Annotated in this window: 27 protein-coding genes; 11 read left to right on the forward strand and 16 right to left on the reverse strand. The window is 71.2% G+C overall.

The annotated features are described in order from the left end of the window. Nucleotides 1-9 precede the first annotated feature (9 nt). From ACRYCC_RS15445 to ACRYCC_RS15460, 4 genes are all read right to left on the reverse strand, one after another. Nucleotides 10-1,041, reverse strand: a complete 1,032-nt coding sequence (locus tag ACRYCC_RS15445; RefSeq protein WP_433812579.1) for a nitronate monooxygenase — start codon at nucleotides 1,039-1,041, stop codon at nucleotides 10-12. A gap of 101 nt (nucleotides 1,042-1,142) precedes the next feature. After that, nucleotides 1,143-1,514 carry a YybH family protein gene (locus tag ACRYCC_RS15450; protein ID WP_433812581.1) on the reverse strand — a complete coding sequence of 124 codons (372 nt, stop codon included), beginning with the start codon at nucleotides 1,512-1,514 and terminating at the stop codon, nucleotides 1,143-1,145. A gap of 48 nt (nucleotides 1,515-1,562) precedes the next feature. Continuing rightward, the gene (locus ACRYCC_RS15455) at nucleotides 1,563-2,711 is read right to left on the reverse strand and encodes a YbfB/YjiJ family MFS transporter (RefSeq protein ID WP_433813894.1); all 1,149 of its coding nucleotides are present in this window, start codon (nucleotides 2,709-2,711) and stop codon (nucleotides 1,563-1,565) included. A gap of 146 nt (nucleotides 2,712-2,857) precedes the next feature. Continuing rightward, nucleotides 2,858-3,574 (reverse strand): SDR family NAD(P)-dependent oxidoreductase, encoded by a 717-nt coding sequence (locus ACRYCC_RS15460; RefSeq protein WP_433812583.1) that lies wholly within the window; start codon nucleotides 3,572-3,574, stop codon nucleotides 2,858-2,860. Between the two features lie 306 nt (nucleotides 3,575-3,880). Between ACRYCC_RS15460 and ACRYCC_RS15465 the strand changes: the two genes are divergently transcribed. Then, complete coding sequence (locus tag ACRYCC_RS15465) at nucleotides 3,881-4,810, forward strand: LysR family transcriptional regulator (protein WP_433812585.1); 930 nt, start codon at nucleotides 3,881-3,883, stop codon at nucleotides 4,808-4,810. A gap of 252 nt (nucleotides 4,811-5,062) precedes the next feature. On the opposite strand, the gene ACRYCC_RS15470 is transcribed toward ACRYCC_RS15465, so the two are convergent. Further along, a complete protein-coding gene (locus ACRYCC_RS15470) occupies nucleotides 5,063-5,584 on the reverse strand; it encodes a hypothetical protein (protein WP_433812587.1) in 522 nt (173 codons plus the stop codon). A gap of 123 nt (nucleotides 5,585-5,707) precedes the next feature. Between ACRYCC_RS15470 and ACRYCC_RS15475 the strand changes: the two genes are divergently transcribed. Beyond that, nucleotides 5,708-6,220, forward strand: coding sequence for a hypothetical protein (locus tag ACRYCC_RS15475; RefSeq protein WP_433812588.1), 513 nt, complete (start codon nucleotides 5,708-5,710; stop codon nucleotides 6,218-6,220). An 85-nt stretch (nucleotides 6,221-6,305) separates the two neighbouring features. Here the strand turns inward: ACRYCC_RS15475 and ACRYCC_RS15480 are convergent, their stop codons facing one another. The 3 genes from ACRYCC_RS15480 to ACRYCC_RS15490 all read right to left on the reverse strand — a co-directional run bounded on the left by ACRYCC_RS15480 (nucleotide 6,306) and on the right by ACRYCC_RS15490 (nucleotide 9,276). After that, nucleotides 6,306-7,010, reverse strand: coding sequence for a response regulator (locus ACRYCC_RS15480; RefSeq protein ID WP_433812590.1), 705 nt, complete (start codon nucleotides 7,008-7,010; stop codon nucleotides 6,306-6,308). After that, a complete protein-coding gene (locus ACRYCC_RS15485) occupies nucleotides 7,007-8,248 on the reverse strand; it encodes a sensor histidine kinase (protein WP_433812592.1) in 1,242 nt (413 codons plus the stop codon). The genes ACRYCC_RS15480 and ACRYCC_RS15485 overlap by 4 nt, the downstream gene beginning before the upstream one ends. A gap of 149 nt (nucleotides 8,249-8,397) precedes the next feature. Continuing rightward, nucleotides 8,398-9,276, reverse strand: a complete 879-nt coding sequence (locus ACRYCC_RS15490) for a sigma-70 family RNA polymerase sigma factor (protein WP_433812594.1) — start codon at nucleotides 9,274-9,276, stop codon at nucleotides 8,398-8,400. A 239-nt stretch (nucleotides 9,277-9,515) separates the two neighbouring features. Between ACRYCC_RS15490 and ACRYCC_RS15495 the strand changes: the two genes are divergently transcribed. Beyond that, nucleotides 9,516-9,917 (forward strand): DoxX family protein, encoded by a 402-nt coding sequence (locus tag ACRYCC_RS15495; RefSeq protein WP_433812596.1) that lies wholly within the window; start codon nucleotides 9,516-9,518, stop codon nucleotides 9,915-9,917. A 109-nt stretch (nucleotides 9,918-10,026) separates the two neighbouring features. Beyond that, nucleotides 10,027-10,803, forward strand: a complete 777-nt coding sequence (locus ACRYCC_RS15500; RefSeq protein ID WP_433812598.1) for a maleylpyruvate isomerase family mycothiol-dependent enzyme — start codon at nucleotides 10,027-10,029, stop codon at nucleotides 10,801-10,803. Nucleotides 10,804-10,854: 51 nt separating this feature from the next. Here the strand turns inward: ACRYCC_RS15500 and ACRYCC_RS15505 are convergent, their stop codons facing one another. The 5 genes from ACRYCC_RS15505 to ACRYCC_RS15525 all read right to left on the reverse strand — a co-directional run bounded on the left by ACRYCC_RS15505 (nucleotide 10,855) and on the right by ACRYCC_RS15525 (nucleotide 15,539). Next, a complete protein-coding gene (locus ACRYCC_RS15505) occupies nucleotides 10,855-11,748 on the reverse strand; it encodes a hypothetical protein (protein WP_433812600.1) in 894 nt (297 codons plus the stop codon). A gap of 389 nt (nucleotides 11,749-12,137) precedes the next feature. Then, a complete protein-coding gene (locus tag ACRYCC_RS15510; protein WP_433812602.1) occupies nucleotides 12,138-12,527 on the reverse strand; it encodes a VOC family protein in 390 nt (129 codons plus the stop codon). Between the two features lie 166 nt (nucleotides 12,528-12,693). Beyond that, on the reverse strand, nucleotides 12,694-13,212 hold the full coding sequence (locus ACRYCC_RS15515; RefSeq protein WP_433812604.1) for a hypothetical protein: 519 nt from the start codon (nucleotides 13,210-13,212) through the stop codon (nucleotides 12,694-12,696). Nucleotides 13,213-13,461: 249 nt separating this feature from the next. Beyond that, nucleotides 13,462-14,871, reverse strand: coding sequence for a HAMP domain-containing sensor histidine kinase (locus ACRYCC_RS15520; RefSeq protein WP_433812605.1), 1,410 nt, complete (start codon nucleotides 14,869-14,871; stop codon nucleotides 13,462-13,464). Beyond that, entirely contained in the window at nucleotides 14,871-15,539 is a 669-nt protein-coding gene (locus tag ACRYCC_RS15525) for a response regulator transcription factor (protein ID WP_433812607.1), read from the reverse strand. The genes ACRYCC_RS15520 and ACRYCC_RS15525 overlap by 1 nt, the downstream gene beginning before the upstream one ends. A gap of 122 nt (nucleotides 15,540-15,661) precedes the next feature. Here ACRYCC_RS15525 and ACRYCC_RS15530 point away from each other — a divergent pair, with 122 nt between their 5' ends. The 6 genes from ACRYCC_RS15530 to ACRYCC_RS15555 all read left to right on the forward strand — a co-directional run bounded on the left by ACRYCC_RS15530 (nucleotide 15,662) and on the right by ACRYCC_RS15555 (nucleotide 20,703). Then, nucleotides 15,662-16,177, forward strand: a complete 516-nt coding sequence (locus tag ACRYCC_RS15530; protein WP_433812609.1) for a hypothetical protein — start codon at nucleotides 15,662-15,664, stop codon at nucleotides 16,175-16,177. A gap of 302 nt (nucleotides 16,178-16,479) precedes the next feature. Then, nucleotides 16,480-17,013 carry a hypothetical protein gene (locus tag ACRYCC_RS15535; protein ID WP_433812611.1) on the forward strand — a complete coding sequence of 178 codons (534 nt, stop codon included), beginning with the start codon at nucleotides 16,480-16,482 and terminating at the stop codon, nucleotides 17,011-17,013. Nucleotides 17,014-17,270: 257 nt separating this feature from the next. Next, nucleotides 17,271-17,798, forward strand: coding sequence for a hypothetical protein (locus ACRYCC_RS15540; protein WP_433812613.1), 528 nt, complete (start codon nucleotides 17,271-17,273; stop codon nucleotides 17,796-17,798). 1 nt (nucleotide 17,799) lies between these two features. Then, complete coding sequence (locus ACRYCC_RS15545; protein ID WP_433812615.1) at nucleotides 17,800-18,870, forward strand: peptidoglycan-binding protein; 1,071 nt, start codon at nucleotides 17,800-17,802, stop codon at nucleotides 18,868-18,870. After that, nucleotides 18,857-19,522 (forward strand): ABC transporter ATP-binding protein, encoded by a 666-nt coding sequence (locus tag ACRYCC_RS15550; protein ID WP_433812616.1) that lies wholly within the window; start codon nucleotides 18,857-18,859, stop codon nucleotides 19,520-19,522. Before ACRYCC_RS15545 ends, ACRYCC_RS15550 begins: the two co-directional genes overlap by 14 nt. Next, nucleotides 19,519-20,703: an ABC transporter permease gene (locus tag ACRYCC_RS15555; protein WP_433812618.1), complete on the forward strand. Its 1,185-nt coding sequence runs from the start codon at nucleotides 19,519-19,521 to the stop codon at nucleotides 20,701-20,703. The genes ACRYCC_RS15550 and ACRYCC_RS15555 overlap by 4 nt, the downstream gene beginning before the upstream one ends. Here the strand turns inward: ACRYCC_RS15555 and ACRYCC_RS15560 are convergent. The 3 genes from ACRYCC_RS15560 to ACRYCC_RS15570 form a co-directional block, all read right to left on the reverse strand. Next, entirely contained in the window at nucleotides 20,700-21,359 is a 660-nt protein-coding gene (locus ACRYCC_RS15560; protein WP_433812620.1) for a response regulator, read from the reverse strand. The genes ACRYCC_RS15555 and ACRYCC_RS15560 overlap by 4 nt on opposite strands. Then, the gene (locus ACRYCC_RS15565) at nucleotides 21,356-23,005 is read right to left on the reverse strand and encodes a HAMP domain-containing sensor histidine kinase (protein ID WP_433812622.1); all 1,650 of its coding nucleotides are present in this window, start codon (nucleotides 23,003-23,005) and stop codon (nucleotides 21,356-21,358) included. The genes ACRYCC_RS15560 and ACRYCC_RS15565 overlap by 4 nt, the downstream gene beginning before the upstream one ends. Before the next feature lie 64 nt (nucleotides 23,006-23,069). After that, nucleotides 23,070-23,780 (reverse strand): SDR family NAD(P)-dependent oxidoreductase, encoded by a 711-nt coding sequence (locus tag ACRYCC_RS15570; RefSeq protein WP_433812623.1) that lies wholly within the window; start codon nucleotides 23,778-23,780, stop codon nucleotides 23,070-23,072. Between the two features lie 101 nt (nucleotides 23,781-23,881). Between ACRYCC_RS15570 and ACRYCC_RS15575 the strand changes: the two genes are divergently transcribed. Next, nucleotides 23,882-24,712, forward strand: a complete 831-nt coding sequence (locus tag ACRYCC_RS15575; protein WP_433812625.1) for a helix-turn-helix transcriptional regulator — start codon at nucleotides 23,882-23,884, stop codon at nucleotides 24,710-24,712. Nucleotides 24,713-24,746: the final 34 nt, after the last annotated feature.

Genomic DNA, 24,746 nt, shown 5'->3' on the forward strand with positions numbered 1-24,746 from the left:
TGCGTTGCGTCACAGGTTCTTGGTGAGGCGGGTCAGGATCCTCCCGGCGGGTTCGGCGGACGCGTACCGGTAGCCGGCGCCGGCCCAGAGGTTGATGCGCTCGGGATCGCCCGCGGCGGCTGCGGCCCTGCGCAGCGGACCGGTCAGATGGTGCAGTGCGGGGTATCCGGCCGGGGCGAGGTGGTGGTAGCGGTCGGTGAACTCGTTGCACAGCGCGCGGGCGGGGCGGCCGGTGAACGCGCGGGTGACGAGTGTGCGGTCGCGAGCGGGGTCGATGAGGGCATCCTGGTGCGGCTTCGAGGTGCCGCTCTCGTCGGAGCGGAGCAGGACGGTGCCGACCATGGCGGCGACCGCTCCGGCGTGGAGGGCGTCGGCGACGGCGTCGCCGGTGGCGAGTCCGCCGGCGGCGATGAGGGGGAGATCGGTCACCTGGGCGACTTCCACGAGCAACTGGTTGATCGGCGTCGCCGGAGGGACGCGGTCGGGGGTGAGTGTTCCGGAGTGGCCGCCGGCCGCCGAGGCCTGGACGGCGAGGGCGTCGACGCCGGCATCCGTGGCACGTACTGCTTCGTCGGCGGAGGTGACGGTTTGCACGACGAGCGTGCCGGCTGCCCGCAAGGCGCTGATCACACCCTGGTCCGGGATGCCGAAGGTGAAGCTCGCCAGCGGGACGGGGGTGGCCAAGAGCAGGTCGATCTTGTCCCGCCAGTGGTCGTCGTCCTCGGTGACGGTGACCTCGGCGAGGTCGAGCCCGTAGCGGTCGGCTTCCGGTTGGAGGGCGCGGGCGTACCCGCGGAACGCGGCGTGGTCGACCGGGACCGGGTTGGGGGCGAACAGGTTGACGCCGAAGGGAACGGACGCGGCGCGCACCTCGGAGATCTGCTTTTCGAGTGCCTCGGCGGTCTTGTAGCCGCCGGCCAGCAGGCCGAGGCCCCCGGCTGCTGCGGCGGCGATGACCAGCCGGGGTGTGGTGGGGCCGCCCGCCATCGGCGCGGCCAGGACGGGAATGGAGACGCCGAGGTCGGCCACTGCGTTGTACATCGGGTCCTTCCTCCCTACGGACTTCTCTCTTCTCTGCGGACTTGCCCACGGAATGGTGAAACGGCTCGTGACGCGTCCAGGCCGTCTCGAGAGGACGGGGATCAGCCGAGTTTGGAGACCTGGTAGTGAGCGATGTACCAGCCGTCCGCTGCGCGCTTCACCAGCGTGCCGAGATGGACGTTGAGGGTGGGCCGGTCGGTGAACGAGAAGTCGACGCTCATGTAGCCGAGCACGAGGTCGTCGGCGAGCTTCCTGGTTTCGAGAATCCGGTAGGCGGCCGTCATCCCGAGGGGTTGGGAATCGTAGTAGTCGGCGATGCCCTGCCGTCCGACGCTGTAGGGGCGCAGCCCCTGGAAGATCGCGTCCTCGGTGAAGCGGGACGCGACCCGCTCGGGTTCGTGCGCGTCAACGGCTGCTTTCCACTGGTCGAGGACCTCGCGCAGGATCGTTTCGCTGTCTGTCGTGCTGTTCATGTGGTTCCCCTTTCGGATCAATTGGGCGAGCGGAGGAGGACATGGTCCTCAGCCTTCGGCGGCCGCGGTGCGGCGGGCGGCGGCCTGGATCCGGGCGGGTAGCGGGCCGAGGTGGTGCGGGAATCGGCGGCGCAGCAGCCCGGCCGTGCCCGCGGCCAGTACGACGACCGCGGCGGCGATCAGCAGCGCCTGGTGGTAGCCGTGGTGCAGCAGCGGGGTGACGAGGAGGGGTCCTGCGATCTGCCCGGCGCTGTAGCCGGTGGTCAGGATCGCGACCGCGCGGGGCGTGCGCAAGTGCGCGCCGGCGGCCAGGACGATCGTGCCGATGCCGAGGAAGGTCACGCCGAACAAGGCCGCCGAGACCAGTGCCGCGGCGATGCCCCCGAGCAGGGCCGGCAGCGCTATGCCGACGCCCTGCACGGACAGTGCGGCGATCAGCAGCGTGGGCCTCGACCAGGTGTGGCTCAGCCACGCCCACAGTGCCGAGGACGGCAGTGCGGCGAGGCCGACCAGTACCCAGGCGCCGGTGCCGACCCACCCCGGCGCGCTCTGGTCGATCGCGGCGACGAGGAAGGTTCCCGCGATGATGTAGCCGACGCCTTCCAGGGTGTAGGCGGCCAGCAGCGCGGTGAACCAGCGTGGCCCGACCCGGTCGTCGCGGTCCGGCTCGGCGGTCTCCGCCGGCGGCCGTGGCGATACGGGGTCGGTCCGCAGGGACCAGGCCGGGATCGTGAGGACGAGGCTGAGGGCGGCGGTGAGCCACCACGCCTGCTGCCAGGTGCCGGGACCGCGCAGGGCGAGGATGAGCGTGCCGGACAGCGCGATGCCGGCCCCGACGCCGCCGAAGGCCCAGCCGGTCAGCTGGTGGCCGTGGGCGCGCAGAGCCGTGAGCAGTGTGCTGGCGGCGATGATGAACACCAGTGCGCTGGCGGCCCCGGCCACCAGGCGCAACGCGAACCAGGCCGTGCCGTCATGGGTGGCCGGCATCAGCGCCAGGGTGCCGGTGAGCACGAGCAGTGATGCGCGCAGGGCGGCCCTGGAGCACGCCATGGCGGGGACCGCTATGCCGGCCAGGGCTCCGATGAGGTAGCCGGCGTAGTTGGCGGTGGCGAGAGCCGAGCCGAGTTGCGGCGAGAGTCCGGCCTGGGCGTGCATGAGTGGCAGGATCGGGGTGTAGGCGAACCGGCCGATGCCCATTCCGGCGGCCAGTGCCGCCGCGCACTGGGCGGCGATCCGCCAAGGGCGCGCCGGCGCGGCCGGCCGGCCGGCGGCGCGGGTGCTGCTCAGGATGGCGGTCACGGGATCTTCCTCTTTCGCGCAGGGCCTGCGGAACGGTCGGGTGTTCAGTGGCCGGCGCTCTGGCCGCCGTCGACGTGCAGGATCTCTCCGGTGACGAAGGGGGCGCTCTCGAGGTAGACGACCGCTTGGACGACGTCGTCGATCTCGCCCATGCGGCCGATCGGATGGAGGGCGGCGAGGGCCTCATGCGTGGCCGCCGGGTGCATCGGGGTGCGGATGATGCCGAGTGCGACGGCGTTGGCGCGGATGCCGCGGGTGGCGTACTCGATCGCGAGTGCTTTGGTGACGGCGTTCAGCCCGCCTTTGGTCAGTGAGGCGAGGGCGGAGGGCACCTGGGAGTTGGCGTGGTCGACGAGGCTGGTGGAGATGTTGACCAGGTGGCCGCCGTCGTCCTGGGTGAGCATGGCGGCGATGGCGCTGCGGGAGACTTCGAAGAAGCCGCGCAGGTTGACTCCGGTCACGGCGTCGTAGTCGTGGTCGGTGTAGTCGGTGAAGGGTTTGGCGACGAAGATGCCGGCGTTGTTGATCAGTGTGTCGATCCGGCCGAAGTGCGTTAAGGCGGCGTCGGCGATTCGGCTGCCGGTGCCGGGTTCGGCGATGTCGCCGGGCAGGGTGAGTATGTGGGGGTCGTTGGAGTCGGCGATGGAGCGGGAGGTCGCGGCGACCGCGTAGCCGAGGTCGCGGTAGGCGGTGACCAGGGCGGCGCCGATGCCTTGGGAGGCGCCGGTGATCAGGGCGACTTTCTGCGTGGTGTTCGTCATCGGATACTCGCTTTCCTTGGTCGGGCCTGGCGTGTTCGATCGCTGCGCGCGGCACCCCTACCGCGCAGTGGTCCGCTCTTGGGCCAGGGTTTGCTTTTGCGGTTCTTTGCGCGCTCCCGACCCACGATCGGGACGGCCTCCCCGGTCTCCGCCCACCTCAGCGGGGACGGTGCCGAATCGCCGGCCACCGGATGTGACCTGGTGTTCCGCTCATGTATCCATCGTGCGCCCGGCGCGTGCAGTCCCGCCACGACGGGCTTGCTTCCTGCTGGTAGCCGGAGACTCCCACCGCACTACGATGGGCATGTGGAGCTGCGTCAGCTGCGCTACTTCGTCGCCGTTGCCGAGGAGCTGAACTTCGGCCGCGCCGCCGACCGGCTGCACATCGCCGGTCCGTCGCTCTCCCAGCAGATCAAGGCCCTGGAACGTGACCTCGGGGTACGGCTGTTCGACCGCGACCGCCGCTCGGTCGCCCTGACCGCGACCGGCGAGGCGCTGCTGCCCGGGGCCCGGGCGCTGCTCGGCCAGGCCGACGAGCTGCGCCGCCACGCGGCCGGCCTGTCCGACACCGAACCGGTCCGGCTCGGGTACGTCAACTGGCGCCCGGCCGACCTGACCGAACGTACCGCCGGAGTCGCGCAGTTGCGCCTCGACGCCTGGGTGCTGCCGTCGCACGCCCAGGCGGCCCGGGTCGCCGACCGCAGCATCGACCTGGCGATCTGCTGGATGCAGACCGTTGACCTGTCCGAGCTCGACCTCGACGCCCACCTCATCGGAGCGGACCGGCTGTACGCGGTCTCCACCGGCTCCGGCTCCGCGGCGGTCGAGGCGAAGGACACCCTGGTGCTCCTCGACGCGGACACGGCCGGCTGGGCCTCGTGGAACCTCTACGCCGGGCAGTTCGCCCGGGACACCGGCGCCCGCGCCGTGCGCATCGACGACGGCGGCATCACCGGTCCGGCGTTCTTCGAACACGTCCGCCGCCTGGGCGAACCCGTGGTCAACTCGCCCAAGGGCCAGACCACCCCGCTGCCCCCGGACCTGACGCAGCGCCCGGTGGTCCGTCCCACGCCGTACTGGACCTGGTCGCTGGTCGCGCGCCGCGACGAGACCCGGGCGAGCGTCTGCGCCGTCATCCGAGCGCTCACCGGCGACGTCGGCTCCCTTGGCCTGGACGCCGACACCGCCTGGCTACCTGCCACCGACCCGTACCGCCGAGGCGGTCTCACTGCGTGACCTGGGGGCCGCGAGCCGAGGTGGGCGGCCGGTCGCCGGGTCAGAGGGCGACCGCGACTCCGGATGAAGTGGCCGGTCGGGGCGGTCAGCTGATGCGTGGCCAGGAGCCGGCCGGTGCGGCTGTCGACGATGCGTGCGGTTCCGCCGCCGCCTCCCGCGACGTAGAGCAGGCCGTCACGGTCCAGCTTCAGCCCGACGGCCGCAGTGCTGGCGGCGGCACCCGAGAGGACGACGGCACGAACCCGCCGCCCGTCAGCTTCCCTTGGCCGAGCCCGCCGGGCCGTGCTCGATCTGGATGCCGACCTTGGGGATCTTCGAGTAGCAGGCCTTGTCCTGTTCCCGGAAGCGCTGGGCGTTCCTCAGCCGGGGAGGAAGCTTGAAGGTCCCGTTCGGAGTCGGGTCCGGCCAGTCGGAGACGCCCTGCTGGCGCATGCAGGCCGCGTACTCTTTGAGTTTCACCAGGTCCTGGGGGGAGACGGTCGGCCGGGCCTTCTGCGGGTGCGCCCGTTTCATGCGGATGACGAGGGCATCGCAGACGGCCACCTTCGGCTGCCGTTGCGCCGACTCCGGGAAGTCCCAATGTCCCCTGGCGTCCATGACGGGGTCCGGGAAGTTGGGCGCGCCGTGCGCCCGGGCGCACTGGGCTACGTCCAGCATCATCTTGTGGATGTCGGCGCTGGGAGTGGGAGAGGTCCTGGCCGCCGGCTTGCCACCGCTGCAGCCGGCCACCAGGGCCAACGCCACCATCGCGGTGAAGAAATAACGAGTTCTCATGCCCCCCAAACTCGGGTACGGCCCGTGTCGGGACATCCCCCAAAGGACTCCGGGGAGGCTTGTCCTTTGGGGGAACGGCTACGACCGGACACCGCCGTGGCGGGCTTTGGCACACTCGTCCTCGTGATCGATCTGACCGACGAGCTCCTCAAGCCCACAGCCGGGACCATCTGCTACTGGCCGGCCGACCTTGACCACCCGGTCGCCGGAACCTGGGATATCAGGATCCCCCTTGCCCCTTTCTCCGCAGACGACGAGTACGAGCCGGCGACCTTCCGGCCCGGTACCGACGGGCCCGAACTCGTCTCGACGGAGATCATGCTCGACTTCATCGCGCTGCCTGCCGGCGGGACGGCCGCACTGAGCCGGCGCACGTTCACCTTCCCGGTGAAGCCCGAGGAGGGCCACATCGACGGCTCGATCTACCTCATCGCCGCCCACTGCCCGGTCGAGGTCACCCGTATCGAGTTCGGCACAGCCACACCAGACCAGATCAAGGCCACCCTCCACGCCCACTTCGACTTCGACGCCGTGGGCGGCGTCGACATCCGCAACCGCACCGCCGTGCTGCGGACCGTCCTGCGGTTCGAGCTGGGCAAGCTCTTCAGCCACGCGATCGGCAGCTCCGTGGAGTGAGTATGTCGACGACGCGGAAAGGCCCAAGCTCACGCGGTACGAGCACGGCGCGCTGCAGGGCCGACGGCCGCGGAGCGGCGGCCGCTCACCCGGTCCGGGCGTGGTCGCCGCCCGCGTCGGGCCCGCCCGCCGGGCTGACGATGCCCGACTCGTAGGCGAGCACGACCAGCTGGACGCGGTCGCGGACGCCGAGCTTGGCCAGCAGGCTGCTGACGTGGGTCTTGGCCGTGGCCCGGCTGATGTGGAGGCGGTCGGCCAGTTCGGTGTTCGACCGGCCGGCGGCCACCTGTACCAGCACCTCGCGTTCCCGGCCGGTCAGTGTGGCCAGGGCCGCCGGTACCGGGCGACGGGCTGGAGCGTCGCGGCCGACGAACTCGGTGATCAGCCGGCGGGTGATCGCGGGCGCCAGCAGCGCCTCTCCCGCGGCCACCACCCGGATCGCCTCGAGAAGGTGCTCCGGCGGCGTGTCCTTGAGGATGAAGCCGCTGGCGCCTGCCCGCAGGGCTTCGAAGACGTATTCGTCGTGGTCGAAGGTCGTCACCACGAGTACCCGGGTCGGCCCGCCGGGGACGAGCTGGAGGATGCGCCGGGTGGCCTCGAGGCCGTCCATGACGGGCATGCGCACGTCGATGACGACCACGTCGGGCCGCAGGGTCCGGACCGCCTGCACGGCCTGGGCGCCGTTGGCCGCTTCGCCGACGACGGTGAGGTCGGGAGCGGAGTCCACCAGCACCCGGAAGCCGGCACGGATCAGCGCCTCGTCGTCGACCACCAGTACCGTGACGCTCATCGTTGCCCGTCCTCGCCTGTCGCCTGGCCCAGGGGAAGCCGCGCGGACACCCGGAACCCGCCGTCGTCCCGGGGCCCGGCCACGACCGTGCCGCCGAAGAGCGCGGCCCGCTCACGCATGCCCACCACGCCCCAGCCCTCGCCCTCGACGGCCGGTAGGGGGAGCCGATCCTTGTTGCCGGCGTCGGTCACCTCGATGAGCAGCGCCTCGTCGCCGTACTCCACCACCACCCGGGCGCGTGTCCGGCCGGCGTGCTTGACGACGTTCGTCAGGGCCTCCTGGACGATCCGGTAGGCCGACACCTCCAGGGTGGGGGGGAGGGCCACCACCGTGCCGCGCCGTACCAAGATCACGTCGGTGCCCGAGGCCCTCACCTGTTCCACCAGGTGGGGCAGGTCGTCGAGCCGGGGGGCGGGAGCCGGCGTCTGCCGCTCACGGACGGCACCGAGAAGCCGGCGCAGCTCCGTGAGCGCGCCCCGGCTGACGGTCTCGACCTCGGACAAGGCGGCACGCGCCTCCTCTGGCTGTTCGTCGAAAAGCATGCGTCCCACACCGGAGCGTACGGCGATGACGCTCAGGTTGTGGGAGATCACGTCGTGGACGTCGCGTGAGATCTGCAGGCGCTCCTCGGCGAGGGCCCGCCAGGTGCGTTCGTCGGCCTCCCGGCGCCGGTGGGCCGCAAGCTCGGCCAGGTAGGTACGGCGGACCCGGAGCGCATCCCCGACGAACCAGCCGGCCATCGCCGCGACGACGTGCACGGCGTTCACCTGCGGGGAGTGGGCGTAGGTCTCGATCCACACCGCGCCGAACAGCACCCCCGTGACTGCGGCGAGGGCCTTCAGCGAGAACCGGCGATCGTGCCGCTCGGCCACCGTGTACATGGCCAGGCCGACGCTGGGACTCGCGTTGCTCCCGAACGGGGTGAACGGAACCCCGAGCACGTTGGCGACCGCCGTGAACGCCACGATGACGGCGAGGACCGTGACGGGCCTGCGTCGCCGGACCGCCAGCGGGAGCGCCGTGCCCGCCCCGATCAGCACGATCGTCGCCTGCGGATCATCGTGCGCCGGATGGCCGAGGAGCACCGGCGTCGTCAGGCCGAGGAAGAGGCCCACCGCGACCAGCGCGTCGATACCTCGCCATACCGCCGGGCTCAGTCCCGCGACGAGCGACCTGATGCGCCGGCTCATCGGTGCCCGGGCCGTCGGGAGATCGAGGGGTTCCGAGTCGCCCATCATGCGACGACCGTACCGAGGTCGCATCGCCGGGCCCATCGGTCGCGGGGATGGACGACGGCTCCGTCCCGAGGCCCGGCGGTGCCCCCGCCTCGGCCGCGCGGCCGAGGCCGACCGCGCCCGCGTGGCCGATGACGCCCCAGACCCGGGGGTCAGTCGCCGAGCACTGCGAGGTCGAGCCGGCGGAACCGGTCGGGGTCGGTGATGACGTCCATTTCGGTGATCCTCCCGCTCTTGATCGTGATGGCCATGATGTAAGGCGGCCGCCGGGGCGGTGCCACGATGATTCCCGCGACTCCGTTCACGAGCGCTGGTCGTGCGAACTCACCGACCTGCGAGTAGGCGAGCGCCTGCTCGGCCACGGCCGCGGAGCCGCGGGTCGTCATGGGCCGGCCCGCGGGTACGGCTGCGCGGTCGGCCCGGACCACGACGTCGGGGTCGAGCAGCGCGAGCAGCGCGTCGAAGTCACCGGCACGCGACGCGGCGATGAAGGCGTCGACGACCCGGCGCTGGCGGGTCAGGTCGGCGCTGGGAACCGTGGAGACACCACGCACCCTCCGGCGGGCCCGGCTGGCGAGCAGCCTGGCCGCGTTGGGGGAGCGCTCCAAGATGGCCGCGATCTGGTCGAAGGGCAGGTCGAACATGTCGTGCAGCACGAACGCGACCCGCTCGGCGGGAGCCAGCCGGTCGAGCACCACCAGCAGCGCCAGACCGACCGAGGCCGCAAGCAGCGCCTCCTGCTCGGGGGTGTCGTCGTGACCGACGGCCTGGTCGGGCACGTGCAGGCCGTACGGCTGCTCGCGTCGCGAGGCGCGTGAGCGCAGCAGGTCCAGGCACACTCGGGCGGTGACGGTGGTCAGCCACCCGCCCAGGTTGGCGATGCCGTCGGCGCCGGAGCGGCTCAGCCGTAGCCAGGTCTCCTGCACGGCGTCGTCGGCCTCGGCCGGCGAGCCGAGCATCCGGTAGGCGACCGCCCGCAGACGGCCCCGGTGTTCCTCGAACCGTTCGGCCAGACCGTCGCCCTCGCCCACAGGCCCATCCTCCAGTCGCGTCCGTCATGTCGCGTTCGTCATGGCAATGACGAACCGGACGCAGGCGATGTGTCAAGAAGGCCGGGAAGCGTACGCCGGCAACGCGTGTCCACATGGCGGGACGACCTCGACCACCCGACACATCATCCGGCGGCGAACCGTCATCTCTGCGACGGACGACACCAGACCGACAGCACCCGACGGACAGCACCTGACGGACAGCACCAGAGGACATCGTCATGACAGATCTCGCCAGTGGCAGAACGAGCACCGGGTCCATCGTCTACTGGGTCTCCACCGCCGTGGTCACCGCCGAGCTGGCGGTGGGCGGGATGTGGGACGTACTGCGGGTGTCACAGGTCCGCGAGGTGGTGGAACGCCTGGGCTACCCCTCGTACTTCCTCGTCATCCTGGGGGTCTGGAAGCTGCTCGGCGCTGTGACGCTGCTGTCCCCGCGGCTGCCGCGGCTCAAGGAGTGGGCCTACGCCGGCGTTGTCTTCGTCGATACGGGAGCGATCGTCTCCCACCTGTGGACGGGGTACGGAGAGCGCGAGGTGGTGATCCTGGCCCTTCTGCTCGCCCTCACGGTCGCCTCCTGGGGGCTGCGGCCGCCGGCCCGCCGCCTGCCCCGGCGCCGATGACGGTGGACCCGGTCGCCCGGCCCGGAGTGGACGGCCTCCAGCGGAGGCTGCCGCGGCGGGAATCGCGCGAGCGCACATCGAGCCGTGCGTATGTGCTGGACTGTCCGGCATGGAGTACTCCCGATTCCTCGACTGCCTCGCGGCCGACTTCGCCCGGCTGCGGGCCGTCGTGCCGGCCGACCCCGCCGCGGCGGTGCCGAGCTGTCCTGGCTGGACCGTCGCCGACCTGACCCGGCACGTCGGTGAGGTGTACCTGCACAAGACCCTGGCCATGCGCGAGGGCGTCGAGCCAGACCCGTGGCCGCCGAAGGAGTTCGCCGACGAGGAGCCGCTCGCGCTGCTCGACCGTGCGTACGCCGGGCTGCTCGGCGAGTTCACCGCCCGCAGGCCGGAGGATCCGGCCGGCTCCTGGTACACCCCGGACCAGACCGTCGGCTTCTGTATCCGGCGGATGGCGCAGGAGACGGTCATCCATCGCATCGACGCCGAGCTCGGCACCGGCCGGCCGGTCGGGCCGGTCCCGGCCGACCTCGCCGTCGACGGCATCGACGAGCTGCTCAAGGTCTTCGTGGCCTACGGCGTGGCCGAGTGGGGCGCCTACTTCACCGACATCCTGGCCGGCTCGCCCGGCCGGAGGTACACGGTGCGGACCGACGGGGCGGCGTGGCGGGTGCGGACCGGCCCCGGGCTGTTCGCCGTCGAGGACGGTGCGGGCGACGGCGCCGGCGACGATGCGGCCGACGTGACCGTGAGCGGCCCGCCGACGGCCGTGCTGCGCTGGGTGTGGAACCGGGAGGGCGCCGGCGAGCCGAGCGGTGTGACGGTCGAGGGCGCCCCGGAGGCGGTCGGGGAACTGCGGCGCTGCATCGTCACGGCGACGCAGTAAGGCCGATTCGGCCGGCCGCCGGTGCGCGGCCCGTCCGGTCGGCGGGTGCCGCTACCTCGGCAGGGTCAGGCACCACGGGGAGCCGAACGGATGGTGAGCGGGGTCGCTGACATGGTCGATGCCGCTTGTCGCGCCCAGCGTCCAGATGTCCTGGTAGGAAACCTCGCCGGGATTGAAGCCGTTCTTGGTGAGCTCGGTGCGCTTGGTGCAGTTGAAGGGGGTGAGTGCGAACGGCCGGCCTCGATTGTCGATTTTCAGGTGCTTGGGCCGGCCGCCGATGCGGTAGTCGATCTGGATCTCGAAGGTCACCGCCGACCGAGTGGTGATCGACTTGACGAGGATGGAGTCCTGCTCGCCGTCCTTGATCGTCAGGGTCTTGTCGTTGAAGAACAGGCCCCCTGGTTTGTAGGGGCCGCCCTCCGGGCCGATCGCCTGGTGGGCGCGGGGGTCCACCTCGTCGAAGTTGAAGATCATTTTGGACGTGTCGCCGCCTTCCTGCGGCGGGATGTTCACCAGGGTGCCCGCGTAGGGCCGCGCCCGCTTGATGTCGACGGGACGTACGTCGTCCACGAAGAGCGGCTGGTTGCGGCGGCCCTCCAGCCTGATCAGCAAGTACAGCTCGTCTGGATTCGCGGCGCCTGCGGCCCGCAACTCGGCGATCAGCTTGTCCATGCCGTAGCCGTCGGGATTCTGGGAAGCCTGGTCCGGGCCGAACTTCCACGTGCTGAGGTATCGCCGCTGCCGAGGCGTCAACGTGACGCCCGCCGGTGTCACCAGTTGGATGGCGGGGTCGTTGAACTGCACGCTGAAGCGCACATCCTGCCCGCCGCCGGGCTGCACCGCGCCGCGAACCTTGTCCTTGGCGGCCGGGGCGTCGACGATCTGGGGGACCAGGACCAGCACCAGGGCGCCCACGAGGGTGGCGCCGATTCCCGCCAGCCACACGGTGGGTGCCGTCAGCCATCCCTTCCACCGGGGTACGGCGGCCTGCGTCCGCGGGTCCGACCCGGACTCCGGTGCGCCGAGCGGATCGAGGGGGCGCGGTCGTCCTCGCCCCGGATCGGACCCTGTCGAGTCAGGCGGCGTCCATGGGTCCTGATCCATAGATCCTTCCTCACCGTGCCGGGCCGGGTCTGCCCGCCGGGGCAAATGCTGCCAAGCAGCCCTCATCGGCCGCCACCGAAACGCTACGGGTGCGGCAGAACACCTGTCAGCCGAACCGGCGGCGCAGAGTGCCGGACGGAACGAGTGCCGGCCGATGACTTCCCGGAGATTTCGACCAACGCCGTGGTCGCGGTCTCACGGGCATCTTCGAACGCGACCAGCCTGCCGGTTCACGCTGCGGATGGGCCGGCGACACCGATCACGTTGCCCTCGGGGTCGATGAAGCGCCCGACCGTGAAATCCCCGGACTCCGGCTCGGGGCCCATCAGGCGCCTCCCGCCGAGGCTCTCGGCCTTCTGGAGCGCCGACTCGACGTCGGGTACGCCCACATAGAACAGGACCCGGCGATCGTGGCCCTGGCCACCGCCGACACCGCCGTTGATGCCGTTCCCGTCGTCGGTCGTGCTGCCGTCCACGAAGCCGTACATGCCCGGCTGCGAGACCTTCTCGCTGACCGCGTCGCCCGTGCGGAACTCCCAGTCGAACAGCTCGCCGTAGTAGCCGCGGAGCTTCGCGGGGTCGTTCCCGATGATCTCAAAATGCACCACTGGTCGTCCCATGATCAGTCCTCTCCTCGCCGGTGGCCCGGCGCCTTGCCGGGTACCGCTGCTGGTTCCCTCACAGCAGAGGTCGGAGCGGGAGACCCGGTCTCGACATCCCGGCCGGAGGACTTCGCGGGCCGCCCCCGGGGGACCCGTCCGGGGCCGCGCACGTGTGCGGCCCCGGTCACCCCTGGGGCGGGATCGGCTGGGTGGCGATCGCCGCGGCGAGGCTGTCGATGGTGTTCCTGTCGTGGGCCATCACCTTCACCGACGAACCGTCGGCGAAATGAATTCGGTAGTCGACGACCTTGATGCGGCTGCGCTGGTGCTCGACCCGGACGACGGAACTGCGAGGAGCGCGCCAGTGCACCTCGAATCGGGTCCTCCCGGGGTCCGTGACCGCGAAGCGCACCCACCTGTCGGTCACGACGAGCGTCCTGACGACGTTCTGCGGGTAGCCATGCGGGAAGCCTGCCGCGATGCTCTCCGGATCGCCTTCGACCGCGTCATGCGTGAGCATCTTGATGCCGAGCTTCGATCCGATCCACGCCGCGGCGCCGAGCCTTCCGGTGAGGTGACCGCTCGAGGCACGGTCGTGCAGGTCGCGCGCGGGAATCGCGTCGCCGATGTCCAGCAGCCGCTCGCCCTCCTCGAGATGGGGTGCGATCAGGGGGCCCATCGCCTCGGTGACCTGGCGTGTCATCGGTGGTGCCTCCTTCGCCGCCAGCCGGACGAGTGGCTGCGACCTCGATCTTCACCTGCGGCCTGCCGATTCGCTGCCGATTGCTCGGTCGGCAGCGCTTGATCGCAGATCGTACGCTTGCCTCACCTCCGAATGGGGGCAAATCGCCAGGTTTTGGGTTCTCGCTTGCACGCACTCCGCTCGTGCCCGACGGGCTGTGTCGGTGCCGGCCTCACAGCCCGGCTGCGTACCTCTTCCGGCGAATCGCGGTCAGGGGGCGCCGCCGATCGGGAGGACCGTTCGCAGGCATGCGCCCGCCGCCGGCCGGCCGGGCACGACGGTGAGCGAGCCGTGATGGGCGTGGGCGATGTCGCGGGCGATGGGCAGTCCGAGTCCGGATCCGCCGTGGTCCCTGTCGCGTGCCTGGTCCAGCCGGGTGAACCGGTCGAAGACGGTGTCACGGTGAACCGCGGGAATGCCGGGGCCGTCATCGGTGACCTCGAGTACGGCATGCGAGCCCTGCGCCGTCAGGCTGACGGTGACGGTCGTGGCCGCGTGGCGAACGGCGTTGTCGACCAGGTTAGCCGTCAGCCGTTTGAGCTGCTCACCGGAGCCGCGGATGAGCACGTCCGAGGCGATGTCCAGACGGACCTCGATGTCGGGTCGCGGACGAATCTGGGCGGCCTCCTCGGCCACGACCTGTCCGAGGTCGATCTCCTCGCTGCGCAGCGGTTCGCCTGCGTCGAGCCGGGCGAGCAGGAGCAGGTCGGCGGTGAGCGCCTGGATTCGTGCCACGTCGGTCAGCGCCTGGGCGGCCAGTTGTGGGGCCGGGGTGTCGGGGCCGGCCAGTTCCAGGCGGGTACGCAGGATGGCGAGGGGGCTCCGCAGCTCGTGTGCGGCGTCGGCGACGAAGCGCTTGTGCTGCTCCACCGTCGTCTGCAGGCGGTCCAGGGTGGCGTTCACCGTACGGGCGAGTTCCGCGATCTCGTCGTGGGAGTCGGGTTCGGGCACGCGTTGATGCAGGTCATGGGCGGTGATGTCGGCCATCTTGCTCCGGATCGCCGACACCGGTTTGAGAGCGCGGCCCACGGCGATCCAGGTGAGCAGGGCGACCAGCAGGAGCAGCGCCGGGACACCCGGTACGAGCAGGTTCCGCAGGGAGGCGATCGCTTGCTGGGCCGGAGCGAGTGAGGACCTGCCCTGGATGAGCACCGTTCTTCCCTGCGTGTCCACCTGCTCCTTGGCCACGATGTAGTCGGGCCCGGTCTTCCAGATCGGGGTGCCCGCGGATCCGGAGACCACCTGGGCATCGGTGGCGGAGGGCTGTCCCATGCCCGTGCCCGGTGGCAGCAGCAGCGGCGCTCCCGGTGCTGTGGCCGGCCCGGAACCTCCTGACCGGCCCGGCGGGGGAAGCGCGGCCGGCGCCGGCGTCCCGCTTCTCACCGTGGCGGCCAGGCTCTTGGCCTTCGCGGCCGCTTCGGCGCGGGCGCTGCTCTGCAGGCTGCCCTGCAGGACCATGAGCAGCGCGGCCGAGGCCATGCCCAGTGCAACGGCCACGGTCAGCGTCGCCGCCGCAGTGGCGCGCAGCCGTACCCCGCCGGAGCCGGCGCGTCGGATCCTCAGCAGGGACCTCATCGCCGTGGCGCGGAGGGCGGCGGGGGACAGTGCGCGTGGCGTCATCAGGCCTCCAGCCGGTATCCGGCACCTCGGACGGTGACGAGCGTGCTGCGCCCGAAGGGTTTGTCGATCTTGCGGCGCAGGGCGCTGATGTAGACCTCGACGATGTTGGAGTCCCCGTCGTAGGCGAAGTCCCAGGCCTGGGCCAGCAGTTCGCTCTTTGTGATCACCTGACCGGCCCGGCGCGCCAGGCCGTGCAGGATCGCGAACTCCTTGGGGGTCAGCGTGATCGGGGTGTCCCCGCGGCTGCAGCGCAGCCCGGCCGGATCGACCTCGAGGTCGCCGACGGTGATGACGGCCGGGCGCTCCCGGATCCCCCGCCGCAGCAGGGCGCGCAACCGGGCCAGCAGGATCACGTACGAGAAGGGCTTGGACAGGAAGTCGTCCGCTCCGGTGTCGAGCGCCTGCGCCTCGTCGAGCACCGCGTCCTTGGCCGTCAGGATCAGGATCGGTGTCCACACCTTCGCCGCACGCAACCGGGCGCAGACCGTGTAACCGTCGAGGTACGGCAGCATCACGTCCAGCACGATGACGTCGTAGGGGTTCTCGGTGGCCATCCACAGCCCCTCCCGCCCATCGGGGGCAAGGTCGACCGCGAACCCTTCCCTGGCCAGACCGTCCTTCAACAACTCGGCCAGGCGTTGCTCGTCCTCCACCACCAGTATGCGCACCCGGCCAGCGTGACGGGTGGCACCTAAAGCCACGATGAAGGCGGCCGAAGAGCACTCAGCATGACTTAAGGTCCCCACCGCAACACTCCGAGATGTCCAGACGACCGCGTTTCGGAGGAACCATGAGAAAGAAGATCATCGTTGTCGGCGTCCTGGCGGGCGGTGCCGCGCTCGCCGGACTGGCCGGCTCCGCCTACGCCGAAGGTGGAACCGTGCCCGGACCGGGGAAGGCGCACGGACCCGACGGCAAGCCCGTCGCCGTCAGCTGCATCGGCACGGGCGTGCCCGGTAAGGGGATGCCGGCCAAGGCGGTGCCCGGTAAGGCGGTGCCGGGCAAGGGCGGCGAGCCGGCCCTCAAGGTCAAGACAGGCGCCAAGGGGACGGGAGTGAAGCTGCCGCCGCGGGGCAAGACGCTCTTCAAGACCGGCGACGGCGGCAAGGCGCTCCCGGCTCCGCCGCCCGGGACCAAGCTGCTGCCCGGCGGCCCCGTCAAGATTCTCAAGGACGGCAAGGGCACCTTGAAGATCAAGGCGCCCAAGGGAGTGCGTTGCTCCGCGGGCCACCCCGGTGGCCCCGGAGTCCCCCCGCCCCCGAACGGCAAGCCGCCCGTTTCCACCCGGCCCGCCCCCACTGGCTGACGGGCGGTTCAGACGGGCCGCCGGGTGGGCCAGCCACCCGGCGGCCCTTCGCCGAGCGCGGGCTCTTCCTCGGCAGCCGGCCCCGGGCTCAGCGAGGCCGGGGCATCGATTCCGCGAGGCCGGTGGAGAGCCACGAGTTCGAAGGCGGGCAGGAAAGTCTCACCCCGCAGTCCCTCGAGCGCAGCCGATGATGAAGTGCATGACGACCGCATCACAAGAAGCACCTGAAACTGCTCGTAAAAGACGACGGCGAAAGCATCATGGTCCTCGGATTCGCGAGGGGTGTCTTCGCTGCGGAGGGCGTGCAGAGCCGCTATGCGCTCGTGGAGTTTCAACGTCCCGTTGATGTGGGCGAACCCGCGGAGAAGGCGCTCGTCAACGAGCTCAAGATCACCTTTCTGCCGCCGGAAGTCCAGGAGATGCTCACCTCCGCCGACTACGCGGTCGACGTTGTGAACGCGCGATCCGTCGACGAGTTCCTCGATGCCACCGTGGGCTGTGCGCTGCGCATCGGCGTCGCAGCCGTGGCCCATGCGTTGAGCCTGAGCGTGATCGTGCCGCTGGTCGGATGGATCGACGACGTGCTGGCCGGGGAAAAGGCCGTGACCTGGCATGACACGCCCTTCACCGTGACACATGGTGGCTGCACGTGGACGGTGACGTCGCTCGAGGGTTTGACCTCACTGGAGTCGGCGAAGCTCCTCGGCGAGATCCTCCGAGGCCATGCGGACGGTTTCGACGGTGCGGAGCTCGCCGTGGACGAGGTGACGGCCATGGACGGTCGGCGATGGCCGCATCAGCCCCCGGCCCGTCACGGTGTCTCCGCTACCGGATAGGACGCCCAGAATCCGGCCACGTCTTTCGTCCGGCGGACACCCTGGCCGGGGATCCCGGACGGCACTCCGGTGTCCGGGCCGCGGTGCGGATTCGGGCCATGTGGGCTGCGGGTCACGGGTGTGCTCTCCGGTCTGCGCCGCGACCCGGCAGAGAACGCCGGTCGTAGCCGTTCCCCCAAAGGTTCCCCCAAAGGACAAGCCTCCCCGGAGTCCTTTGGGGGATGTCCGGACACGGGCCGTGCCCGAGTTTGGGGGGCATGAGAACTCACTTTTTCACCGCGATGGTGGCGTTGGCCTTGGTGGCCGGCTGCAGCGGTGGCGGGCCGGCGGCCAAGGCCTCTCCCACTCCCAGTGCCGACATCCACAAGATGATGCTGGACATCGCCCAGTGCGCCCGGGCGCACGGCGCGCCCAGCTTCCCGGACCCCGTCATGGACGCCAGGGGACATTGGGACTTCCCGCAGGCGCAGCTGGAACGGCAGCCGAAGGTGACCGCCTGCGACTCCCTCATCATCCGCATGAAACGGGCGAACCCGCAGAAGGCCCGGCCGACCGTCTCTCCCCAGGACCTGGTGAAACTCAAAGAGTACGCGGCCTGCATGCGCCAGCAGGGCGTCTCCGACTGGCCGGATCCGGGTCCGGACGGGGTCTTCAAGCTCCCCAGCCGGCTGGGTGATCCCAAGCGCTTCCGGCGGCAGGACGGGGTCTGCGGTAAGAAGGCACCCGCGAGCGGCATCCAGGTCGAAGTCGCAGGTGGCGGCGGCCGCCCGGGCAAGGGGCGTTGACATGCGGCGGATGCGTACGGCCGTCTTCTCCGGTGTCGCCCTCGCCGGGGTGGCGGGCGCGGCAGGCTGGGTCACGATCAACGGCCGCTCCGACCCTCCCGCGGTAGCCGCGATCACCACCGGCTCCGCCCCGGTCCAGCGGACCGACGTCGCCCAGCGCAGGCTGATCGACGGGACCCTCGGCCACTCCGGGACGATCAACGTGATCGCCTCCGGCCAGGGCACGCTGACCCGGCTGCCCGGTGTCGGCAAGGTGATCTCGCGCGGGGGAGCGGCCTATGAGGTCGACGGTAAGAAGGTCGTCCTGATGTACGGGCCCCGCCCGGTCTGGCGGCCCTTCGAGCTGGGGATGCCCGACGGGCTGGACGTCCTCCAGCTCGAGACCAACCTGAGTGCGCTCGGCTACTCCCTCACCGTCGACCGGCACTTCTCCTCGGCCACCTACTGGGCCGTCCGGCACTGGCAGGCCGACGCCCATCTGACGGTGACCGGTGGCGTGCCGCTCGGCCAGATCGTGTTCGCCCCGGGCGCCGTCCGCGTCGGCACCACCGATCTCAAGATCGGCACGCGGGTGCAGAGCGGCGCCCAGGTCGCCCACGGCACCAGCGCGGCCCAGGCCGTGACGCTTCAGGTGTCGCCCGACGACCTGCCGACGCTGCAGGTCGGCGACAAGGTCACGGTCACCCTGCCCGACGGCGGTCAACGGCCCGGCAGGATCAGCGAGATCGGAGCCATCGCGGCCAACCCCGAGGCCGGCCCGGACGCGCCCCCCGACGTCCCCGCCCAGACGGCCCCGGTGACCGTCACGATGACCGGGAAGGTCAAGCGGCTGCTCGACCAGGCCACGGTCCAGGTGGCGCTGACCGAGGAGGAGCACAAGGGCGTGCTGGCGGTGCCGATCACCGCCCTGCGGGCCAGGCCGGGCCACAGATACGACGTGGTGGTCAAGGCCGGCGGCAAGCACATCCCGGTGGAGGTCGGCCTGTACGACGAGAACTCCTCCCTGGTCGAGGTCTCCGGGCCCGGTCTGGTCGAGGGCCTGCACGTGGAGGTGCCCAGTGACGGTTCTTGAGCTGAGCGAGGTGTGCAAGACCTATCCGGGCGTCCCTCCGGTGGAGTCGGTGCGCGGGGTGAGCCTGCGCGTACAGCCCGGTGACATGCTCGCGGTGCGAGGGGCGTCCGGGTCGGGAAAGTCGACGCTGCTCAACCTCATGTCGGGGCTGGACCGGCCCACGAGCGGGTCCGTACGGCTGGACGGGCAGCGGATGGAGAAGCTGTCCGACCGGGAGCTGGCCGGGCTCCGGGCGCACCGGGTCGGGGTGGTGTTCCAGCAGTTCTTTCTGCTGGAGGCGCTGAGCGCCCTGGACAACGTGGCGTCGGGGCTGCTGTACCGGGGAGTGCCGGCGCGGGAGCGGCGGCTCGCCGCGACGCGGGCGCTGGAACAGGTCGGCCTGGGGCACCGGATCGACCACAAGGTGACCAAGCTGTCCGGTGGTGAACGCCAGCGCGTGGCGATCGCGCGGGCCGTCGTGGGCCGTCCGGCCATCGTGTTCGCCGACGAGCCGACCGGCAATCTGGACTCGGCCACCGGCGCCGGGATCCTGGCGCTGATCCGTGACCTCAACGAGGCGGGCACCACCCTGGTGATCGTCACCCACGAGGAGCAGGTCGCCGCCGCCTGCCGGAGCGAGGTCGTCATGCGGGACGGGCTGGTGGTCTCATGACGGCGCTGCGCAGTACGCTCCGGGCGCGGGACCTGCTGCCCATCGGCACGCTGGGCCTGCGTTCCCGGCCGCTGCGCGCCCTGCTGTCCGGGCTCGGCATCGCGATCGGGATCGCCTCGATCGTGGCGGTGCTCGGAGTCACCCGGTCCAGCCAGTCCGACCTGCTCGCCAAGATCGACCGGCTCGGCACCAACCTGCTGACCGTGGCGGACGGGAACCCGGGCGAGGACAACGAGCGGCCGCTGCCGAGCTCCGCCCCGTCGATGATGCGGCTGATCCCGTACGCCCGGTCGGTGGCACCGACCGCCCAGGTCAGGACGGCCCAGGTCTTCCGCAGCGACAAGATTCCCCTTGGCCAGAGCGGCGGGCGCGTCGTGCGGGCCTGTGACGCGACGCTGCTGACCGCGCTGGACGCGTCGTTGCTGACCGGCGAGTTCCTGACCGGCGCCGCGCTGCCGCTCACCGTCCTGGGCTACGACGCGGCGAAATCGCTGGGCGTCACCCAGGCGGGCGGCCGCGTCTGGCTGGGCGACCACTGGTTCACCGTGGTGGGGATCCTCGAACCGGTCCAGCTCGCCCCGGAGATCGACCATTCCGCGCTGGTCTCCTTCGCCGCCGCCACGTCACTCCTGGACTACGACGGCCATCCCGGCCGGATCTACCTGCGCGCGGATCCCGACCATGTCCCGGAGGTCGCCGACCTCCTGTCGGCCACCGCCAATCCACAGCAACCCGACCAGGTGACGGTGAGCCGTCCCTCCGACGCGCTCACCGCCCAGCTGGCGGTCAAGCAGTCCGGCAACGCGCTGTTCCTCGGCCTGGGCGCGATCGCCCTGCTCGTGGGGGCGATCGGCATCGCCAACGTCATGGTCATCTCGGTGCTGGAACGCCGCAACGAGATCGGCCTGCGCCGGGCCCTCGGCGCGGCCCGCCCCCATGTCGCGGCCCAGTTCCTCACCGAGTCCCTGGTCCTGTCCACCCTGGGCGGGCTGGCGGGCCTCCTGATCGGCACCCTGGTCACCGGTGGCATGGCCTACTCCAGGCACTGGACGATCCTGATCCCTCCCGAGGCACTGTGGGGCGGTCTCGCGGTGGCCGTGGCGGCCGGTGCGATCGCCGGCCTCTACCCGGCCCTCCGGGCCGCCCGCCTCAACCCCACCGACGCCCTGCGCGGCGTCTAGGCGAGAGGGTCCTCCAGGGCCTCGTCCAGAGGCACGAGACCACGCTGCAGGCCGAAGATCGCCGCCTGGGTACGGTCCTGGAGGGCCAGCTTGGCCAGGATGCTGGACACGTGGGACTTCACCGTCTGCTCGCCCACGACCAGGGTCCGGGCGATCTCCCGGTTCGACCGTCCCCGCGACAGCAGCGCCAGCACCTCCCGCTCTCGCACGGACAGCCGCTGCAACGGCCCGTCGGCCTCCTCGGCCTGGACCCGCTGGACCAGCAGCGCCGCCACTCCTGGTTCCAGCACGCTCCCGCCCCGCACGGTGGCCCGTACCGCGTCCACGACCCGATCCACCGCGGTGGTCTTCTGCAGGTACGACGACGCCCCCGCCCGTACGGCCTCCAGCGCCTTGTCCTCGGCCAGCACCGAGGTCAGCACGATGACCGCGGGCCGGTTCTCACCGTCCAGCGCGTCGAGCACCGCGAGCCCGTCGACCCCCGGCATCACCAGGTCGAGCAGCACCACATCCGGCCGCTCGGCCCGGATCGCGGCCAGCGCCGACCGCCCCTCCCCGCACTCCCCGCAGACCTCGATGTCGCCCGCCTGCTCCAGCACCAGGCGCAATCCGCGCCGGACCACCTCGTGGTCGTCCACGATCAGCACCCGGATCATGACGGGAGCCGTACGGTGATCGTGGTGCCCTCGTCGGGTGCGCTGACCACGTCGAAGGTGCCGCTCAGCGCGTTCACGCGGTCGCGCATCAGGTCGAGGCCCATGCCGTGGCGGTCGGCCACCGTCGCCGGGTCGAACCCCCGGCCGTTGTCGCTGACCTGTACGTCGACGTGGCCGTCCGGCTGGGCCAGCCGCAGGGAGATCTCGTCGGGCTCGCCGTGGCGTACGGCGTTGCCCAGCGCCTCCTGGACGATGCGCAGGACGGTGTGCTCGACGGAGGGCTCCAGATCGGTCTCCGCCAGGTCGGCGGTGACCTTGATGCCCAGGCGAACCTCATAGGCCCGGCAGAGCTCGTACAGGGCGGCGTTCAAACCGCTGTCCTCCAGGGCCACCGGGCGCAGTTCCAGCAGCATGGCGCGCATTTCGCGCATCGTGCGCTCGAGCGCGGTCTCCAGGGTGCCCGCCTCCTGCTGCCACTCCGTGCCGGGCGGGAGGTCGCGGTGGAGCCAGCCCGCCAGGAGGCTGGCTGAGAACAGTTCCTGGGAGACCGCGTCGTGCAGGTTACGGGCGATCTGCTCGCGTTCGGCCCGGCGCGCGGCCGAGTCGACCGTGGCGCGTTCGGCGGCCGCGGCTGCCTCCAGACGTTCCGCCATGGAGTTGAAACCCGACTCCAGCCGGCCGACCTCGTCACCGCCCGACACCGGGATCCGGGCTCGCAGGTCGCCTTCGGCCATCGCGGCGGTACCGGCGGCCAGGCGGCGGATCCTGCGGATCAACCCCCGGGTGCTGAACAGGCCGAACAGGACGCCGACCGGTACCAGCAGCAGGAGCACGACGATTCCCGGGGCCAGCCAGGAACTGAAGTCGCTGTGCTCCGCGGTGGCGTCGCCCTTGTCGTCGGCTCCGACCAGCTGGACGTACACGACGCCGATCACCCGAGAGTGCCCTCCGGAGGTGAGGACCACCGGGTTGGTCGCCCAGGAGACCCACCAGCCGTTCACCAGGGTGGTGTCCTCCCGCGGCCGGCTCCCGGCGACGCCCGCCGGGAGCCGCCCGGCAGAGGCCGAGGCGATCCCGATGTCCCAGAGCACCTGCCCGGCCGGGTCCGCCACCTGTTCCACCAGGTCCGGCGGCTGCTGCCGAGCGAGCTGGGACTTGTCCTCCACCACCTTGCCGCCCGGCTCCGCGGGCGCCGGCTTCGGACCGTACTCCCCGCCGGCCGTGGGGACGGGCTTACCGCCCTGCGCCTTGAGGTCCTGCACTTTGGAGTCGTGCGCCTTGGGGTCCTGCGCTTCGGCCTTCTGTTTGAGGCTCTGCGCCTCGATGTCCTGGGGCTTTGCGTCCGCCGGGTGGGAGGTCTGCGGGGGGCGTTCCTTCCTCGCGGCGCGCTGCAGCAGCTCGCGATCCGGCAGGCCCGGCCCGAGCTGGGAGACGGCCTCGCTGAGCCGTCCGGCCACCTCGGTGGCGAGCCTGGCCGCCTTCACCTGGCCGCGGCTGTGATCGGCCCGCGCCGCCTCGAGCCTCGCCGAGTCGAGCTGTGGCACCACGATCGCCCAGAGCACGAGCTCGACGACGACCACGGCGGCGGCCGACACGAGTACATAGGAGGCAGCCATCCGCAGGCGCAACCCAGAGCTGGAGAACACCGGCCCAGCGTAGACAGATTGCCGGAAAATCCGTATAAGGCGGGGATTATTAGGGCTACCAGGGCTACCAGGGAAGGGTGCCTTCGGCGTCGAAGTAGCCCCCGGTGGGGCCGTCAGGGCCCACCTGCGCCATGCGCACGATGATCTCGGCGCCCTGCTCGACGGTCTGGACACCGGTGTTCCCGTTCAGGTCGGTCCTGGTGAAGCCGGGCTCCACCGCGTTGATCCGCATGTTCGGGAACGCCTTCGCGAACTGCACGGTGATCATGTTGACCGCGGTCTTCGACGCCGGGTAGGCGACGCCCGGGTAGGCGTACGACGGGGTGTTCGGGGTGGTGACCCGGGTCAGCGAGGCCAGGCCGCTGCTGACGTTGACCACGACCGGGGCGGCGGAACGCCGCAGCAGCGGGAGAAACGCGTGCAGGACGCGCACCGTGCCGAAGACGTTCGTCTCGAACGTCGTCCGCATCAGGTCGGCGGTCACGTCCGCGGCGCCGACCACGACGGCGTCGTCACCCATCTCCCGCTGGATGCCGGCGTTGTTGACCAGTACGTCCAGCCCTCCACCGGCCTCGACGGCCTTCGCGGCGGCCCGTACGGACGCGTCGTCGGTGACGTCGAGCCGGATCGCCCGCGCGCCCAGCGACTCGGCGGCCCGGCGCCCGCGTTCGGCGTCCCGGCATCCGAGGTAGACGGTGTGGCCCGCGGCCACGAGCCGGCGGGCGGTCTCGTGGCCGAGACCCTTGTTCGCTCCAGTGATCAGTGTTGCCGTCATGCCCCCACCATGCGGCGGGGCTGCGCGCTCAGCCAGTCGTCCCGCCTTCCTGGGAGTGTCAGTACCAGGACGATCCGGGCGGGGCAGTGCACAGTGGTGTCATGGCGACCACGGAGTTCGGGCACACGGTGCGGCGCTGGCGCGACCGGGTCTCCCCGGAGGCGGCCGGGCTGCCGGTCGGCGGCCATCGGCGCGCGGCCGGGCTGCGCCGCGAGGAGCTCGCCCTGCTGGCCGGCATCTCGGTCGACTACGTCACCCGCCTGGAACAGGGCCGGGCGACCAACCCTTCGGAGCAGGTCGTCGAGGCCCTGGGCCGGGCTCTGCGCTTGTCCGGAGCCGAGCGCGAGCATCTGTTCAACGTCGCCGGGCTCGTGCCGCCGGGGCAGGGCACGGTGCCCGCCTACATCACGCCGGGCGTTCAGCGGATGCTGGACAGGCTGACCGGAACGCCCGTCGCGGTCTCCGACGCGACCTGGACGCTGCTGCTGGCCAACCCGCTGTACGCCGCGTTGATGGGCCGGTACCACGGCAAGGAACGCAACGCGGTGTGGCGCAACTTCCTCGGCTCGGGCAGCCGCGTCCGCCACACCCCGCAGTCCCGGCGGGCGATCGAGGCCGCGCAGGTCTCCGCGTTGCGTGCGACGGCGAGCCGGTATCCGGCGGACCAGCGGCTGCGGCGCCTGGTCGCGGAGCTGCGCGCGAACAGTGACCGGTTCGCCGAGCTGTGGGATTCCGGAGCCGTGGGCCGGCACGAGGCGTCGCGCAAGACCATCGATCACCCGCAGGTGGGCACCCTGACACTGGATTGCGACGTGCTCAGCGTCGCGGGCAACGACCTGCGCATCATGGTCTACACGGCCGAGCCCGGCACCCAGGACGCCGAACGCCTTGCGCTCCTCGCCGTCCTCGGCACCCAGGCACTCGTCGGATGACGGCCCCGCCGCGCCTCCGAGCCGTACGAGGGGC

Source organism: Actinomadura scrupuli (assembly GCF_050971785.1).
Classification (GTDB): Bacteria; Actinomycetota; Actinomycetes; order Streptosporangiales; family Streptosporangiaceae; genus Actinomadura_E; species Actinomadura_E scrupuli.

Excerpts from the sequence above, each read along its gene's own strand:
- ACRYCC_RS15495 (WP_433812596.1), top strand. The coding sequence starts at position 9,516 with ATGACAGATCTCGCCAGTGGCAGAACGAGCACCGGGTCCATCGTCTAC.
- ACRYCC_RS15500 (WP_433812598.1), top strand. The coding sequence starts at position 10,027 with ATGGAGTACTCCCGATTCCTCGACTGCCTCGCGGCCGACTTCGCCCGG.
- ACRYCC_RS15560 (WP_433812620.1), bottom strand. The coding sequence starts at position 21,359 with ATGATCCGGGTGCTGATCGTGGACGACCACGAGGTGGTCCGGCGCGGA.
- ACRYCC_RS15515 (WP_433812604.1), bottom strand. The coding sequence starts at position 13,212 with ATGACACGCCAGGTCACCGAGGCGATGGGCCCCCTGATCGCACCCCAT.
- ACRYCC_RS15455 (WP_433813894.1), bottom strand. The coding sequence starts at position 2,711 with ATGGGCATCGGCCGGTTCGCCTACACCCCGATCCTGCCACTCATGCAC.
- ACRYCC_RS15575 (WP_433812625.1), top strand. The coding sequence starts at position 23,882 with ATGGCGACCACGGAGTTCGGGCACACGGTGCGGCGCTGGCGCGACCGG.
- ACRYCC_RS15510 (WP_433812602.1), bottom strand. The coding sequence starts at position 12,527 with ATGGGACGACCAGTGGTGCATTTTGAGATCATCGGGAACGACCCCGCG.
- ACRYCC_RS15480 (WP_433812590.1), bottom strand. The coding sequence starts at position 7,010 with ATGAGCGTCACGGTACTGGTGGTCGACGACGAGGCGCTGATCCGTGCC.
- ACRYCC_RS15485 (WP_433812592.1), bottom strand. The coding sequence starts at position 8,248 with ATGATGGGCGACTCGGAACCCCTCGATCTCCCGACGGCCCGGGCACCG.
- ACRYCC_RS15470 (WP_433812587.1), bottom strand. The coding sequence starts at position 5,584 with ATGAGAACTCGTTATTTCTTCACCGCGATGGTGGCGTTGGCCCTGGTG.
- ACRYCC_RS15570 (WP_433812623.1), bottom strand. The coding sequence starts at position 23,780 with ATGACGGCAACACTGATCACTGGAGCGAACAAGGGTCTCGGCCACGAG.
- ACRYCC_RS15555 (WP_433812618.1), top strand. The coding sequence starts at position 19,519 with ATGACGGCGCTGCGCAGTACGCTCCGGGCGCGGGACCTGCTGCCCATC.
- ACRYCC_RS15545 (WP_433812615.1), top strand. The coding sequence starts at position 17,800 with ATGCGGCGGATGCGTACGGCCGTCTTCTCCGGTGTCGCCCTCGCCGGG.
- ACRYCC_RS15445 (WP_433812579.1), bottom strand. The coding sequence starts at position 1,041 with ATGTACAACGCAGTGGCCGACCTCGGCGTCTCCATTCCCGTCCTGGCC.
- ACRYCC_RS15530 (WP_433812609.1), top strand. The coding sequence starts at position 15,662 with ATGAGAAAGAAGATCATCGTTGTCGGCGTCCTGGCGGGCGGTGCCGCG.
- ACRYCC_RS15540 (WP_433812613.1), top strand. The coding sequence starts at position 17,271 with ATGAGAACTCACTTTTTCACCGCGATGGTGGCGTTGGCCTTGGTGGCC.
- ACRYCC_RS15520 (WP_433812605.1), bottom strand. The coding sequence starts at position 14,871 with ATGACGCCACGCGCACTGTCCCCCGCCGCCCTCCGCGCCACGGCGATG.
- ACRYCC_RS15460 (WP_433812583.1), bottom strand. The coding sequence starts at position 3,574 with ATGACGAACACCACGCAGAAAGTCGCCCTGATCACCGGCGCCTCCCAA.
- ACRYCC_RS15450 (WP_433812581.1), bottom strand. The coding sequence starts at position 1,514 with ATGAACAGCACGACAGACAGCGAAACGATCCTGCGCGAGGTCCTCGAC.